The organism is Neobacillus thermocopriae, from assembly GCF_010975035.1.
Taxonomy (GTDB): Bacteria; Bacillota; Bacilli; order Bacillales; family Cytobacillaceae; genus Neobacillus; species Neobacillus thermocopriae.
The window spans coordinates 1-14,858 of the sequence record NZ_JAAIUV010000026.1 but is presented as its reverse complement, the minus strand read 5'-3'; the positions used below and the strand labels follow the sequence as shown (position 1 = coordinate 14,858).

At 38.0% G+C, this 14,858-nt stretch carries 15 protein-coding genes and 1 rRNA gene; 15 read left to right on the top strand and 1 reads right to left on the bottom strand.

Features of this window, described 5'->3' with window-relative positions; all coding sequences use genetic code 11:
• Nucleotides 1-15: 15 nt before the first annotated feature.
• The 13 genes from tilS to lysS all read left to right on the top strand — a co-directional run bounded on the left by tilS (nucleotide 16) and on the right by lysS (nucleotide 12,985).
• Nucleotides 16-1,401 carry a tRNA lysidine(34) synthetase TilS gene (tilS, locus tag G4Z05_RS14000; protein ID WP_163252448.1) on the top strand — a complete coding sequence of 462 codons (1,386 nt, stop codon included), beginning with the start codon at nucleotides 16-18 and terminating at the stop codon, nucleotides 1,399-1,401.
• A 23-nt stretch (nucleotides 1,402-1,424) separates the two neighbouring features.
• Nucleotides 1,425-1,964, top strand: a complete 540-nt coding sequence (gene hpt / locus G4Z05_RS13995) for a hypoxanthine phosphoribosyltransferase (RefSeq protein ID WP_231315204.1) — start codon at nucleotides 1,425-1,427, stop codon at nucleotides 1,962-1,964.
• Nucleotides 1,965-2,077: 113 nt separating this feature from the next.
• On the top strand, nucleotides 2,078-4,024 hold the full coding sequence (gene ftsH / locus G4Z05_RS13990; RefSeq protein ID WP_163252447.1) for an ATP-dependent zinc metalloprotease FtsH: 1,947 nt from the start codon (nucleotides 2,078-2,080) through the stop codon (nucleotides 4,022-4,024).
• Nucleotides 4,025-4,125: 101 nt separating this feature from the next.
• The gene (locus G4Z05_RS13985; RefSeq protein ID WP_163252446.1) at nucleotides 4,126-4,893 is read left to right on the top strand and encodes a type III pantothenate kinase; all 768 of its coding nucleotides are present in this window, start codon (nucleotides 4,126-4,128) and stop codon (nucleotides 4,891-4,893) included.
• Between the two features lie 33 nt (nucleotides 4,894-4,926).
• Nucleotides 4,927-5,805 carry an Hsp33 family molecular chaperone HslO gene (hslO, locus tag G4Z05_RS13980; protein ID WP_163252445.1) on the top strand — a complete coding sequence of 293 codons (879 nt, stop codon included), beginning with the start codon at nucleotides 4,927-4,929 and terminating at the stop codon, nucleotides 5,803-5,805.
• Between the two features lie 40 nt (nucleotides 5,806-5,845).
• Nucleotides 5,846-6,733, top strand: a complete 888-nt coding sequence (locus tag G4Z05_RS13975; RefSeq protein ID WP_163252444.1) for a peptidyl-prolyl cis-trans isomerase — start codon at nucleotides 5,846-5,848, stop codon at nucleotides 6,731-6,733.
• A 388-nt stretch (nucleotides 6,734-7,121) separates the two neighbouring features.
• On the top strand, nucleotides 7,122-8,051 hold the full coding sequence (gene cysK / locus G4Z05_RS13970; RefSeq protein ID WP_163252443.1) for a cysteine synthase A: 930 nt from the start codon (nucleotides 7,122-7,124) through the stop codon (nucleotides 8,049-8,051).
• 339 nt (nucleotides 8,052-8,390) lie between these two features.
• Nucleotides 8,391-9,227: a dihydropteroate synthase gene (gene folP, locus G4Z05_RS13965; RefSeq protein ID WP_163252442.1), complete on the top strand. Its 837-nt coding sequence runs from the start codon at nucleotides 8,391-8,393 to the stop codon at nucleotides 9,225-9,227.
• Nucleotides 9,220-9,579: a dihydroneopterin aldolase gene (folB, locus tag G4Z05_RS13960; RefSeq protein ID WP_163252441.1), complete on the top strand. Its 360-nt coding sequence runs from the start codon at nucleotides 9,220-9,222 to the stop codon at nucleotides 9,577-9,579. The genes folP and folB overlap by 8 nt, the downstream gene beginning before the upstream one ends.
• 2 nt (nucleotides 9,580-9,581) lie before the next feature.
• Nucleotides 9,582-10,109 carry a 2-amino-4-hydroxy-6-hydroxymethyldihydropteridine diphosphokinase gene (folK, locus tag G4Z05_RS13955; protein ID WP_163252440.1) on the top strand — a complete coding sequence of 176 codons (528 nt, stop codon included), beginning with the start codon at nucleotides 9,582-9,584 and terminating at the stop codon, nucleotides 10,107-10,109.
• Entirely contained in the window at nucleotides 10,061-10,261 is a 201-nt protein-coding gene (locus G4Z05_RS13950; RefSeq protein WP_038538354.1) for a helix-turn-helix domain-containing protein, read from the top strand. The genes folK and G4Z05_RS13950 overlap by 49 nt, the downstream gene beginning before the upstream one ends.
• A 28-nt stretch (nucleotides 10,262-10,289) precedes the next feature.
• Nucleotides 10,290-11,282 (top strand): tRNA dihydrouridine synthase DusB, encoded by a 993-nt coding sequence (dusB, locus tag G4Z05_RS13945; RefSeq protein ID WP_038538357.1) that lies wholly within the window; start codon nucleotides 10,290-10,292, stop codon nucleotides 11,280-11,282.
• 218 nt (nucleotides 11,283-11,500) lie between these two features.
• The gene (gene lysS, locus G4Z05_RS13940; protein ID WP_163252439.1) at nucleotides 11,501-12,985 is read left to right on the top strand and encodes a lysine--tRNA ligase; all 1,485 of its coding nucleotides are present in this window, start codon (nucleotides 11,501-11,503) and stop codon (nucleotides 12,983-12,985) included.
• Nucleotides 12,986-13,246: 261 nt separating this feature from the next.
• Here lysS and G4Z05_RS13935 read toward each other — a convergent pair whose 3' ends face one another.
• The gene (locus tag G4Z05_RS13935) at nucleotides 13,247-13,837 is read right to left on the bottom strand and encodes a TetR/AcrR family transcriptional regulator (RefSeq protein ID WP_163252438.1); all 591 of its coding nucleotides are present in this window, start codon (nucleotides 13,835-13,837) and stop codon (nucleotides 13,247-13,249) included.
• A gap of 42 nt (nucleotides 13,838-13,879) precedes the next feature.
• On the opposite strand from G4Z05_RS13935, the gene G4Z05_RS13930 reads away from it, so the two are divergent.
• Both G4Z05_RS13930 and G4Z05_RS13925 read left to right on the top strand, forming a co-directional pair.
• A complete protein-coding gene (locus G4Z05_RS13930) occupies nucleotides 13,880-14,422 on the top strand; it encodes a hypothetical protein (RefSeq protein WP_163252437.1) in 543 nt (180 codons plus the stop codon).
• Nucleotides 14,423-14,769: 347 nt separating this feature from the next.
• Nucleotides 14,770-14,858: ribosomal RNA gene (locus G4Z05_RS13925) — 16S ribosomal RNA — on the top strand; the annotation flags it as partial.

Genomic DNA, 14,858 nt, shown 5'->3' with positions numbered 1-14,858 from the left:
AAAGAGTGTATTCACATGTTAGAAGCAAAGGTCGAGGCCTTCCTAAAGCGTCATTGTTTTCAGCTTGAAAACATGAAAATTGTCGTAGGTGTTTCAGGAGGGCCAGACTCATTGGCGCTACTTTACTATTTACAAAAAGAGAGAGGGAAGAGAAATCTTACAATTATAGCTGCACACGTAGATCACATGTTTCGTGGTAAAGAATCTTTTGAAGATGCATTATTTGTCAAGCGTTTTTGTGAACAATACGAGATTCCTTTTGAAATGGCTAGGATTCATGTGGCAGAAATTATGGAAGCAGAAGGAAAAAGCGCACAAATTGCGGCCAGAGAAGCAAGATATGATTTTTACGGTAAGGTAATGGATAAATATCAATCCACCTTCTTGGCACTGGGACATCATGGTGATGATCAAATCGAGACAGTGCTGATGAGGCTGACAAGAGGGAGTACTGGAGCTGCAAGAGCAGGGATCCCATTTTCAAGATCCTTTCATTCTGGTACCTTATTTCGCCCTTTCCTTTGTTTAACCAAAGATGAAATTCTTGAGTATTGCAAAAAACATCAACTTACACCGAGGATGGATCCAAGCAATAAGAAAGGTATCTATAGCCGAAATCGATTTCGGCATGAAGTCCTTCCATTTTTAAAGTCGGAGAACCATAAAGTTCATGAACACTTTCAGCGCTTTAGTGAAGAACTACAAATAGATGAAATTTTTCTTCAGGAATTAACAAAAGAAAAAATGAATAAAGTAATGAAAATAAGGGAAAAGCAAAAAATTACGATTAACATACAGGAACTCCTTAGTTTGCCTTTACCTTTACAAAGAAGAGGGATTCAACTAATATTAAACTATCTTTACCGTGAGAAAACAGCAGAACTATCTGCCGTACATATTGATCAAATTTTTTACTTAATCCATTATGGAGGACCGTCTGGTGAGCTCTATTTTCCTAATAATTTGAGGGTTATACGCTCATATCTGGATTTAACCTTTCAGTTCCACCAATTTAAGGAAAAAGAGTATTATTTTGAATTAAAAGAACCGGGGTCGGTCGCACTGCCTAATGAAGCAGTCATTCATATACAATATAATAGTCAGGGGTTGCAAGGGATACATCCAAATCAAGCGATCTTTAATGCAGAAAAGATTAAATGGCCTATCATTATTCGAACACGAAAGCCCGGAGATCGGATGACATTAAAAGGGATGAAAGGGACTAAAAAGATAAAAGATATCTTTATCGATCAAAAAATCCCGCTTTCTGAGCGAGATGAATGGCCTGTCATTACTAATGGTGATGGCTCTATTATTTGGCTTCCTGGCTTAAAGAAATCTTCGTTCGAAGGAACAGAAAAATCAGCTAATCATTATTTAATAATCACATATAAGCAATGATCATCTAGGGGGATAAATAAATGATGAACCAAGATATTGAAAAGGTATTAGTTTCTGAAGAGGAAATTCAGAATAAAATAAAGGAGTTAGCAGCACAATTAACAGAAGAGTATAAGGATCGTTTTCCTCTTGCTGTTGGTGTTCTTAAGGGTGCAATGCCATTTATGGCTGATTTATTAAAGCGTATGGATTGTTACTTGGAAATGGATTTTATGGATGTATCTAGTTATGGAAATGCAATGGTTTCCTCAGGAGAAGTAAAAATTCTTAAGGATTTAGATACATCTGTTGAAGGAAGAGATATTCTTATTATTGAGGATATTATTGATAGTGGGCTGACTTTAAGTTATTTAGTTGATTTATTCCGTTATCGGAAAGCAAAATCCATTAAAATCGTGACTTTACTTGATAAACCAAGTGGAAGAAAAAGCGATATTCAGGCTGATTATGTTGGTTTTATTGTTCCGGACGCGTTTGTGGTCGGATATGGCTTGGATTATCAGGAAAAATACAGAAACCTTCCGTATATCGGTGTATTAAAACCGGAAGTATACAGCAAGTAGTATAAATTGCTGCCTTCCATCTACAAATCCTGTACGAGTGGTAATTCCTTGAATTAGCAAGATTTTCTATGATACTATTTAATATAGTTTGTTTATGCGGGAGGAGGTAAGAGATGAATCGGATTTTCCGTAATACCATCTTTTATTTATTAATATTTTTAGTCATTATTGGCGTTGTAAGTTTCTTTAACGGTAGTAATGAGCCTACCGATCATATTTCATATGATAAATTTGTACAGGAATTGGAAAATGGAAAGGTTAAATCATTTTCTATGCAGCCGGAACGAGGCGTTTTTGAAGTTCGCGGTGTGCTTGAAGAAAATGACAAAAAGTTTATCACATATATTCCTAACAGCGAGAGAATCCTAGACAGTATCCAAAATGCTGATTCCAAAGTGGAAGTCATGCCTGCTAAAGAAACAAGCGGCTGGGTTACCTTTTTTACCTCAATTATTCCGTTTGTGATTATTTTTATTTTATTTTTCTTCTTACTTAACCAAGCCCAAGGCGGCGGCAGTCGAGTAATGAATTTTGGAAAATCCAAAGCTAGGCTTTATAACGACGATAAGAAAAAGGTTCGTTTTAGAGATGTAGCTGGTGCGGATGAAGAAAAAGCGGAATTGGTTGAAGTTGTTGAGTTTTTAAAGGACCCTCGGAAATTTGCAGAACTAGGTGCACGCATTCCAAAAGGGGTGTTATTGGTAGGACCTCCTGGAACGGGTAAAACTTTACTAGCTCGTGCGGTTGCTGGTGAAGCAGGTGTACCGTTCTTCTCTATTAGTGGTTCAGATTTCGTAGAAATGTTTGTTGGGGTCGGTGCATCCCGAGTTCGGGATTTATTTGAAAATGCAAAGAAAAATGCACCTTGTATTATTTTTATTGACGAGATTGACGCGGTAGGGCGCCAACGCGGTGCCGGCCTTGGTGGCGGTCATGATGAACGTGAGCAAACATTAAACCAATTGTTAGTTGAAATGGATGGTTTTGGTGCAAATGAAGGCATCATTATTATTGCAGCAACTAACCGTCCAGATATTCTAGACCCTGCATTGTTACGACCTGGACGATTTGACCGTCAAATTACTGTTGACCGTCCTGATGTTAATGGACGTGAGGCAGTTCTAAAGGTTCATGCCCGCAATAAACCTTTAGATGAATCGGTTAATCTAAAGAACATTGCTATGCGTACACCTGGCTTCTCAGGTGCTGATCTTGAAAATTTATTAAACGAAGCTGCCTTAGTTGCGGCTCGTCAAAATAAGAAAAAAATTGATATGTCCGATATTGATGAAGCTACAGACCGTGTTATTGCTGGACCGGCGAAAAAGAGCCGTGTTATTTCCGAAAAAGAACGTAACATTGTTGCTTTCCATGAAGCTGGTCATACAGTGATTGGTTTGGTACTAGATGAGGCTGAAATGGTTCATAAAGTTACCATTGTTCCGCGCGGTCAAGCCGGCGGTTATGCAGTTATGCTACCGAAAGAGGACCGCTATTTTATGACTAAGCCGGAATTGCTTGATAAAATTGTCGGATTATTGGGCGGTCGTGTCGCAGAAGAGATTGTTTTCGGTGAAGTGAGCACTGGTGCACACAATGACTTCCAGCGTGCAACTGGAATTGCGCGTCGGATGGTTACAGAATTTGGTATGAGTGAAAAGCTTGGGCCGTTGCAGTTTGGCCAGTCTCAAGGTGGTCAAGTATTCTTAGGCCGTGATCTTCACAATGAACAAAATTACTCAGATGCCATTGCTTATGAAATCGATTTAGAAATTCAGCGAATCATTAAAGAATCTTATGAAAGATGTAAGCAGATTCTTACTGAAAATCGCGATAAGCTTGATCTGATTGCTAAAACACTTCTTGAAGTGGAAACATTGAATGCCGAGCAGATTAGGTATTTAGTGGAAAACGGTCGATTACCGGAAAATCCTGCTGAACTAGAATCTTTTCAATCTCCTTCCAAAAAAGCAGATGATGTGAAGGTAAAAATTAATATGAAAAAAGATGAGGATTTACCTGGTACTTCCGATAAATCCGATGAAATAGAGTCTAAATAAGAGTGCTTCCATTGAAGCACTCTTTTTTTTCATATTCCATTAGATGTGGTATGATGTTGCCATGTTAAAAAAAGAAAAATCTGTAGAAGTGAGTGATCGGTTTGATTTTCGTTATTGATGTAGGAAATACAAACATTGTATTAGGTGTTTATGATAATGATGAATTGAGATATCATTGGCGCATAGAGACAAGTAGGAACCGAACAGAAGATGAGTTTGGGATGAACATCAAAGCATTATTTGATTATTCAGGTCTGGCACTTTCAGATATAAAAGGGATTATTATTTCATCTGTGGTCCCTCCAATTATGTTTGCCTTAGAAAGAATGTGCCATAAATATTTTCACATAAAGCCGCTCATTGTTGGCCCTGGGATTAAAACAGGTTTAAATATTAAATACGAAAATCCTAGAGAGGTAGGGGCAGACAGAATTGTTAATGCTGTTGCCGCTATTCATGAATACGGTAGCCCACTTATCATTGTTGATTTTGGAACGGCAACCACGTATTGTTATGTGAACGAAGACCGCCAGTACATGGGTGGAGCCATTGCCCCTGGTGTGGGAATTTCAACAGAAGCATTATATTCGAAAGCTGCCAAGCTCCCTAGGATTGAAATAGCTCGTCCTGAGGGTGTGATTGGAAAAAATACCGTGGCAGCGATGCAGGCAGGTATTGTCTACGGCTATGTAGGACAGGTTGAAGGTATTGTTAGACGGATGATGGATCAGAGTGAAAAGAAGCCGACTGTTATTGCTACAGGTGGCCTTGCAGCTTTAATTGCACAAGAATCTACTGTTATTGATGTAGTTGATCCATTTTTAACATTAAAGGGCTTACAACTTATCTATAAGCGAAATGTAGGTTAACCTAATGGAATAGTATAAAGAAAGGGGTTTATTATGAAGGATTATTTAGTAAAAGCACTTGCTTATAACGGTACGATTAGAGCTTATGCGGTGCGTACAACAGAAACTATTAGTGAGGCGCAATCTCGTCATCAAACCTGGCGCACAGCTTCAGCTGCACTAGGCCGCGCGATGACCGCAGGGGTAATGATGGGAGCAATGCTTAAAGGGGATGCAAAGCTGACCATAAAAATTGATGGGGGTGGACCTATTGGCCCCATTCTTGTTGATGCGAATGCTAAGGGGGAAGTCCGCGGTTATGTTACCAATCCTCATGTTGATTTTGAATCGAACGAACATGGAAAGCTTGATGTTCGCCGTGCGGTCGGGACGGAAGGCATGCTATCAGTTGTAAAAGATATCGGGCTTCGTGATTTCTTTTCTGGTCAAGTTCCGCTAGTCTCAGGGGAGTTAGGTGAGGACTTTACTTATTATTTTGCGACATCAGAACAAGTTCCTTCTAGCGTTGGAGTTGGAGTATTAGTGAATCCGGATGATACTATCTTAGCGGCTGGTGGTTTTATATTACAGGTTCTCCCTGGAGCTGAAGATGCAGTTATTACACAATTGGAAGAACGTTTAAAAACGATCCCGCCAATTTCTAAATTAATTGAACGTGGTCTGACTCCCGAAGACATTCTGGATGAGCTATTTGGTAAAGGGCAGGCAAAAATTTTAGAAACTTTGCCAGTTCGTTTCCAATGTACGTGTTCTAAAGAACGTTTTGCCGATGCGATTGTCGGGTTAGGTGCAAAGGAAATTAATGAAATAATTGTGGAAGAAGGAAAAGCTGAAGCGCATTGCCACTTCTGTAATGAAAAATACCTCTTTACGAAAGAAGAACTTGAAGAATTGAAAAAAGAAGCAAAATAGCTTACAGTCGCTAGGGCTTTTTGTATTGGGGGAGTAAAGGTTGGGGAAAAAGCAGCTTCAGTTGATCATTGTTGGCCTTATCGTCCTTAATTGTTTAACCATCGTATTTTTTCTATTTAAATTAAATAGTGTAAATAGGGAACTTCATAATGATGAGGTTGTGGCAACAGTAGGGAAGCAATCCATCACCCGACAAAAGTGGCTAAACGAATTGGAAGCTAGGTACGGCAAAGAAGTGTTAAAGGATTTGATAAACTATAAAGTTATACAGGTCATGGCAAAAAAAAATAATATAAACATATCAGAGCAAGAGATTGACAGAGAATTTCTTCTTCTGCAAGCTAATCAATCTTTTGAATCAAAAAATGCTGCGGACGAAAAACAATGGAAGGAACAAATTCGTAACAGCCTTATATTAGAGGAGCTTTTAACAAAAGACGTTATCATTTCAGAGAAGGAATTAAAGGGATATTATGACAAACATAAAGATTTGTTTAATATACCCGATGTTTATCATTTGTCCCATATCGTAGTAAGAACAAAAAAAGAAGCGGAAGATGCGTACAAGGAACTGTCTCAAGGTTCAAGTTTCTCAGCATTGGCGATGGAACGCTCCATTGATGAGTTCTCGGCGAATGAAGGCGGAGATATTGGTTTTCTTACTGAAAGGGATAAACGTTATCCTGACCAATATGTCGAGATTGCAAAAAAGTTAAAAAATAAAACTTATAGTAAACCTTTTAAAACAGAAGACGGATATATATTGTTATGGCTAGAGAAAAAAATAAAGGGTAAGAACTATTCGTATAAGGAAGTCCGAAGTCAAATCCGTAGGCAAATGGCCCTTGAACAAATGAAAACACCAGCATCTGTAGAAACTCTTTGGGAAGAGGCAAAAGTCGAATGGTTTTATGGAAAAACAAAATAATTGATAAAACACAGAATTAGTTTCTGTGTTTTTCTTTTATGAAGATAGAAAGTTTTTTTCAGAACTAGCTCCTTCCCCCCCAAGCGGCGATACTCATTCGGTCTCCTCCCTTACGATAAGTCAACATCGAATCTTTTTAGGCTCCATCGTGTTTCCTATATCTCAGTTGGAGGCCACCACAAGGAAAGCTCCGGCAACATTGACATCGCATGACCGAAAGCGATAGCTTTTGAGAGGAGGTCATACGCCGCTGGGCAGGGTGCTTTTGCTTTTCTTTATAAATTCAAACAATTTTTACATTTTTATTGTAAAATGATTGACAAAACCAGGTGATCATTGGTACATTGTTTATAAATCCAATAAAAATACTCGGAATAGAGGTGCCTATATGGTTCGTGTTGCTAATTCAATTGCCGATTTAATTGGCCAAACGCCAATTGTCAAATTAAACAGATTAGTAGATGAAGACAGTGCAGAAGTTTTTTTAAAGCTTGAATACTTTAACCCTGGAAGCAGTGTAAAAGATCGTATTGCATTAGCGATGATTGAAGCAGCGGAAGAACAAGGTTTGATTAAACCAGGTGTAGATACGATTATCGAACCAACCAGCGGTAATACAGGAATCGGGTTGGCGATGGTTGCCGCTGCAAAGGGCTACCGTGCTGTGTTTGTTATGCCTGAAACTATGAGTTTAGAAAGACGAAACCTTCTTCGTGCATATGGTGCTGAACTAGTATTAACTCCGGGACCTGAGGGAATGAAGGGTGCCATTGCTAGAGCAGAAGCACTAGCAGCAGAAAAAGGGTATTTCATGCCACAACAATTTAAGAATAAAGCAAACCCTGAAATTCACAGAAGAACGACAGGTAAAGAAATTGTAGAACAAATGGATCATCTAGATGCGTTTGTATCTGGTATTGGTACAGGAGGGACAATTTCTGGTGCAGGAAGCGTTCTTCGCGAAAAGTTCCCGAATATTAAAATTTATGCAGTGGAGCCACAGGATTCTCCAGTTCTTTCAGGTGGAAAACCAGGTCCGCATAAGCTTCAAGGCCTTGGAGCAGGCTTTGTTCCTGATACATTAAATACAGATATTTATGATGAAGTCATCCAAGTTAGCACAGAGGAAGCTTTTAATGCATCACGCCGTGCGGCGAGAGAAGAAGGGATTCTTGGCGGTATTTCTTCTGGAGCAGCGATCACTGCGGCATTAAAAGTAGCTAAGCAATTAGGAAGAGGTAAAAAGGTACTTGCGGTTATTCCAGACAATGGTGAACGATATTTAAGTACCCCATTATACCAATATGATGCTGAATAATAAGTTATAGGGACACCAGCAACTGCTGGATGTCCCTTTTTTATTAAAGTTAGAAGATTGTTTATAATCCGAGAACTGTCTATCTCAAGCCTCGGTAAGAAGCCTTCTGTCTTTTTACGATAAGTCAATATCTCAACATCGAATCTCTTCATCTCTTCGTGTTTCCTATATCCCAATTGGAGGCCACTATAAGGAATGCTCCAGCAGCATAGCATCGCAAGAAAGCGTGGGAGGAGGCTATGCACAGCTGACCAGGGTCTTCCACTTTTCTGATATAATATTAAAAACTATGGTACAATTTCAAATATGATTGATTTATGCAGCATGGGAGGATAATGGATGAAGGAATATACGATCAAATGCGGTCCCTATACGTTGGATACAAGTAAAAAAACGATAATTATGGGGATTTTGAACGCTACGCCGGATTCATTTTCAGATGGGGGAAAATATAACAGAGTAGATTTAGCTGTGGAGCGCGCGAAAGAAATGGTGGCCAATGGTGCCGATATTATTGATATTGGTGGCGAGTCTACTCGGCCGGGATTTGAACCAGTTTCTGTAGAGGAAGAGTTAAAGCGGGTAATCCCAATTATCGAAGCAGTATCAAAACATGTTCAGGTGCCCATATCCATCGATACATATAAAGCAGAAACAGCAAGAAGAGCTATTGAAGCTGGTGCTCATATTATAAATGATGTATGGGGAGCTAAGGCAGATGATCAAATGGGTGCTGTTGCAGCAAAATACAATGTGCCGATCATTCTCATGCATAACCGAAAGGATCGAAATTATTCATTTTTTATTAGAGATGTATTAAATGATCTATACGAAAGTATTGCCATTGTAAAAAAGGCAGGGGTGAAGGATGAAAATATTATTTTAGATCCGGGTATTGGTTTTGCAAAAGATTATCAGGAGAACCTGTTAATGATGCAAAATTTAGACAAGCTTGTCATGCTCGGTTATCCTGTCCTGCTAGGAACATCTCGAAAATCAATGATCGGACAGGCTTTAAATCTCCCTGTTCATGAGAGAATGGAAGGTACAGGGGCTACTGTATGCTATGGCATTCAAAAAGGGTGCCAAATAATCCGTATTCATGATGTGAAGGAAATGAGCCGAATGGCTAAAATGATGGATGCTCTGAACGGAAAAGGTGATCCTATTGGATAAAATTTTTGTAAATGGAATGGAGTTTTATGGTTATCACGGTGTATTTCCAGAGGAAAACGCGTTAGGGCAGCGCTTTAAAGTAGATTTAATGGTGGTGGTGGATTTAAAAAAAGCTGGACAAACCGATGAACTAGAATACTCTGTTCACTATGGTGAGTTATACCAGGTTTGCAAAGAAATTGTAGAGGGTAAGCCATATAAATTAGTTGAAACAGTGGCTGAAAAAATAGCCGGGGCTGTTTTGGATGGGTTTCCTTTAGTATCGGAGGTAACGATAAAAGTAATTAAACCCGATCCACCAATTCCGGGGCATTACCAATCGGTTGCGGTAGAAATTACAAGGAGAAGATAAAAGTGGGAAATAAAGCATTAATTGCCCTTGGCTCTAACATGGGAAACCGTTATGATAATATATTGACAGCGATAAAATGTTTGATAAAAGATGAGGATATCCAATTGGTAAATTTCTCTTCTTTGTATGAAACAGATCCTGTTGGTTACGAAGAACAGGATTTATTTTTAAACATGGTAATTGAGGTTAACACGGCTTTAGAGGCTATGGAATTACTGGACAGGTGTTTAACAATAGAAACTGAACTTGGAAGGAAAAGAGAAATAAAGTGGGGGCCGCGGACTATTGACCTTGACATTTTGACCTATAATCAAGAAAATATGAAAACAAAGAATCTTACTATTCCGCACCCAAGAATGCTTCAGCGAGCATTCGTTTTGATTCCACTTTATGAAATAAATCCTGATTTTCAACTTTCGGGTATGGATAAATCACTTGAAGAATGGATCAATGAATTACCTGATAAAGAAGGAGTCAGAGTATGGAAGCGGATAAATTGGGAAGACGTATTCGAGCCTATCGAAAATTAAAAGGCTATACACAGGAAGGTTTTTCAAAGAAACTGGGAGTGTCAGTTTCAATATTAGGAGAGATTGAGCGAGGGAATCGTCTACCTACTGATGATTTACTTGAAAGAATTATTCAATCTTTAAAAATAACGAAAGAGGACCTTGTTCTTTAATATTAAAAAAGAAAAGGAGGTTAACTGGATGTTAAAAATTGGCGACGTTGAGATTAAAAATCCAGTCGTTTTAGCACCAATGGCCGGTGTTTGTAATTCTGCGTTCCGTTTAACGGTTAAAGAGTTTGGAGCTGGATTAGTATGTGCTGAAATGGTTAGTGATAAAGGGATTGTATTTAATAATGAAAAAACATTGAATATGCTTTATATTGATGAGCGTGAAAAGCCATTAAGCTTGCAAATCTTTGGTGGGGAAAAAGAAACGCTGGTTGAAGCTGCTAAATTTGTCGATAAAAATACAAATGCCGATATTATTGATATTAATATGGGTTGCCCTGTACCGAAAATAACGAAGTGTGATGCAGGAGCGAAATGGCTGCTTGATCCAAATAAAATTTATGAAATGGTATCTGCCGTCGTTGATGCTGTTGAAAAACCAGTTACCGTAAAAATGAGAATGGGCTGGGATGATGATCATATTTACGCAGTTGAGAATGCACAGATGGTTGAGCGTGCTGGTGGTAAGGCAGTTGCTCTCCATGGACGTACCCGTGTTCAAATGTATGAGGGCAAAGCCAACTGGGATATTATTCGAGAAGTAAAACAGTCAGTGAATATTCCTGTTATTGGAAATGGAGATGTTCGTACGCCACAGGATGCAAAACGAATGCTGGATGAAACAGGTGTTGACGGCGTTATGATTGGCCGGGCTGCACTTGGAAATCCATGGATGATTTATCGAACAGTACACTATTTAGAAACAGGCGAGTTAATAGGTGAACCATCTGTTCGAGAAAAAATCGATGTTTGTATCCTTCATTTGGATCGCTTGATTGCATTGAAAAATGAGGATATTGCGGTTAGGGAAATGCGTAAGCATGCTGCGTGGTATTTAAAAGGTATACGTGGTAATGCAAAAGTACGAAATGCTATTAATGAGTGTCATACTCGAGACCAATTAGTAACTCTGTTAAATGAATTAGTTGCTGAAGTTGAAGCAAGAGAAGCTAATGTCGGTTGAAGTAGGATGATTTGACAATAAAAATATCATTTCCTATAATATTTTTGTTTACTTGTTAAGCTGCCAGTGGAATGACTGGCAGTTTTTATTGTATTAATTTACGATTTTGATGTCTGAATACATTGATTTGTGTAAAATAATAGAAGTATGCTGTCATTGGTACTTGCGCGATGTTTCATGCGTTTTACATAATTAATTGATTAATGGAGTTGATAGCTGTGAGTCATGAAGAATTAAATGACCAATTAAGGGTAAGACGGGACAAAATGAATATGTTGCGGGAAAAGGGATTTGACCCATTTGGTAAGCGTTTTGAGCGTTCCCATACCAGTATCGATTTAATTAACACTTATGGAGAATTAGAAAAAGAAGAACTTGAAGAGAAAAACATTTCTGTTTCTCTTGCTGGCCGGATTATGACCAAACGTGGTAAAGGGAAAGCTGGTTTTGCTCATATTCAAGATCTAACAGGTCAAATTCAAATTTATGTAAGAAAAGATACTGTCGGTGAAGATCAATATGAAATCTTTGACTCTTCTGATTTGGGAGACATCGTCGGTGTTCATGGTACTCTTTTTAAGACAAAAGTGGGCGAGTTATCTATTAAGGTAAAAGACTTTGTTTTCTTAACAAAATCACTGCGTCCGCTACCAGAAAAATTTCATGGTTTGAAAGATGTGGAACAGCGTTACCGTCAGCGTTATCTTGACTTGATTATGAATCAAGAAAGCAAGGAAACATTTATTACCCGTAGTAAAATCATTCAATCTATGCGTCGGTATTTGGATGAACAAGGTTATTTAGAAGTTGAAACACCAATGATGCATGCGATTGCTGGTGGAGCATCAGCACGCCCATTCATCACGCATCATAATGCGCTTGATATGCAATTGTATATGCGTATTGCAATTGAATTGCATTTAAAACGATTGATTGTCGGAGGTCTTGAAAAAGTATATGAAATTGGCCGAGTTTTCCGGAATGAGGGAATATCTACTCGCCACAATCCTGAATTCACAATGATGGAGCTATATGGAGCATATCTCGATTACCAAGATATCATGAGTTTGACAGAAAATATGATTGCCCATATTGCTCAAGAAGTAAAAGGAACTACAACTATCCAATATGGAGAATATGAGGTAGATCTCAAGCCTAATTGGAAAAGACTTCATATGGTAGATGCGATTAAAGAATATACTGGTGTAGACTTCTGGAAGGAAATGAGTGTAGAAGAAGCTCGGGAACTTGCTAAGGAACATGGAGTCGAAATTAACGATAATATGCTTTATGGTCACATTGTTAACGAATTCTTTGAGCAAAAAGTAGAGGATAAGCTGATTCAGCCAACATTTATTTACGGTCACCCAGTAGAAATCTCACCACTAGCAAAGAAAAATGATGAAGACCCACGATTCACTGACCGATTTGAATTGTTTATTGTAGCCCGTGAACATGCAAATGCATTTACAGAGCTTAATGACCCAATTGATCAAAGAGAACGTTTTGAAGCACAGTTAAAAGAACGTGAACAAGGTAATGATGAAGCTCATATGATGGATGAGGACTTTGTCGAAGCGTTGGAATATGGTATGCCGCCAACGGGGGGATTAGGTATTGGTATTGACCGTCTTGTCATGCTTTTAACAAATTCTCCATCTATTCGTGATGTACTTCTATTCCCGCTTATGCGACATAAATAAAATAAACCTAATGAAAAAGTGCCGATCTTCGGCACTTTTTTTATAAGATAAGGAATTAAAATCCAACTATGAAAATGGTCTAGCACATATCTCTCATTGTCGAGTGCTTTCTTTTTCCCCCCCTTCACTAGTGCTCATCAAATCACATCTTGCATTACATAATATGTAATATCAATTTATTTATCTTGACCCTTTAACCGCCGCAGAAACCGATTTGTTGGGAAACGAATAGTTAAGTTTAATAATGACATTTCTACTTAACTATTTACAGAGGGTCTGAAGATGGTGTTCGATAATTAAATCCACTTGATCGGATGAAATCTTATCTGGATGCATAATGATATGCATGGCTAGTCCGTCAATTAATGCGTATAGCCGATCCGTTTCAAGGTCTTGATTAATATGTGGTTTTGTTAAACCATTTTGAATGAGTTTCTCAATAATATAACTCATGACAAATTTTAATTCTTCATAAACTTTCTCACTTAAAGGTTGTAAGTATGGATCGACAAGTGCTTTTGTTGTAAAAGCAAGCCAAACCTCCATTTCAACGCGGGTTTCTTCATTTAATGGAATAAATTCCTTTAATAGATTTTTTATTACTACAATTGGGGGACCATCAAAATTCATCCGTTTTATTCTTTGTTTTACTCTTTCTGAAACAAAGTTCATTGTAAAGGCATAGAGTTCTGATTGGGTTGAAAAATAATGTCGCAGTGAACCTACCGACAAATTCGCCTCCTTCGCAATGTTTCTGACAGTTGCCTGCTCTATACCTTCCCTCTTAATAACTCTTATGGCTGCTTCAGCGACAATTTGTTTCTGTTTTTCATGGTCAACTATTTTTGGCATATTTTCATTATAACTTATTGTATTAAAAAAGGGAGGTAACGAATGATTGGTTGGTTTATCGTGGCTGCTGAAATTGGTTTTTGGATTTTTGTTATATCAGGTTTATTCTTTAGATATATATTAAAATTAAAAAAGCTCGGGGGATTTTTACTGCTAAGTACACCACTAATTGATTTATTATTAATTATAGTTACTGTTATGGATATAAAAAATGGAGCTACAGCCAATACATTCCATGGTTTAGCAGCTATTTATATTGGAGTGACTATTGTCTTTGGCCATCGAATGATAAAGTGGGCGGATGAAAGATTTGCTTATTGGTTGGCAGGCGGTGCCAAACCAAAAATGGCACCAAAATATGGATCTGAACATGCAAAAATAGAAAGAATAGGATGGTTTCGTCATCTTCTTGCATGGTTCATTGGATGTTCATTATTGTATCTAATGGTATGGTTAATTGGAGAACCTTCAAGAACAGAAAGCTTACTAAGTCTAATTAAAACATGGACCATGATTTTAATAATCGATTTTATCATTAGTTTTAGTTACACGATTTGGCCAAAAAAGGAAAAATCAAATATGTAATAAAGCCTTCCAGAAAATATTTCAGGAAGGCTTTTTTGACAATAAGTAAGAACTAAAGTGAGTGAAAATTACAACTTTGGGATTTGGCGATAAAAATATAAAAAAGCTATTGCGCAGGATCGTTTATGATGATATATTAATATCTGTTGTTGCAAGACAACAAACTTTTAAAAACAAAAGATAAAAAAGTTATTGACTTTGGGTTAATGACTTGATATAATAAAAAAGTCGCGCTTGAGCGACAGAGTGAATTGTTCTTTGAAAACTAAACAAACAAAAACGTCAATAATCACAATATTCGTTTCTATTGAAACGAAGCCAACGTTAATTTTATGAGCTAATCAACTTTTTTGGAGAGTTTGATCCTGGCTCAGGACGAACGCTGGCGGCGTGCCTAATACATGCAAGTCGAGCGGACCAATAGAAGCTTGCTTCT

Coding starts and splice junctions, on each gene's coding strand:
- tilS (WP_163252448.1), top strand. CDS start 16: ATGTTAGAAGCAAAGGTCGAGGCCTTCCTAAAGCGTCATTGTTTTCAG.
- hpt (WP_231315204.1), top strand. CDS start 1,425: ATGAACCAAGATATTGAAAAGGTATTAGTTTCTGAAGAGGAAATTCAG.
- ftsH (WP_163252447.1), top strand. CDS start 2,078: ATGAATCGGATTTTCCGTAATACCATCTTTTATTTATTAATATTTTTA.
- hslO (WP_163252445.1), top strand. CDS start 4,927: ATGAAGGATTATTTAGTAAAAGCACTTGCTTATAACGGTACGATTAGA.
- cysK (WP_163252443.1), top strand. CDS start 7,122: ATGGTTCGTGTTGCTAATTCAATTGCCGATTTAATTGGCCAAACGCCA.
- folP (WP_163252442.1), top strand. CDS start 8,391: ATGAAGGAATATACGATCAAATGCGGTCCCTATACGTTGGATACAAGT.
- G4Z05_RS13950 (WP_038538354.1), top strand. CDS start 10,061: ATGGAAGCGGATAAATTGGGAAGACGTATTCGAGCCTATCGAAAATTA.
- dusB (WP_038538357.1), top strand. CDS start 10,290: ATGTTAAAAATTGGCGACGTTGAGATTAAAAATCCAGTCGTTTTAGCA.
- G4Z05_RS13935 (WP_163252438.1), bottom strand. CDS start 13,837: ATGCCAAAAATAGTTGACCATGAAAAACAGAAACAAATTGTCGCTGAA.
- G4Z05_RS13930 (WP_163252437.1), top strand. CDS start 13,880: ATGATTGGTTGGTTTATCGTGGCTGCTGAAATTGGTTTTTGGATTTTT.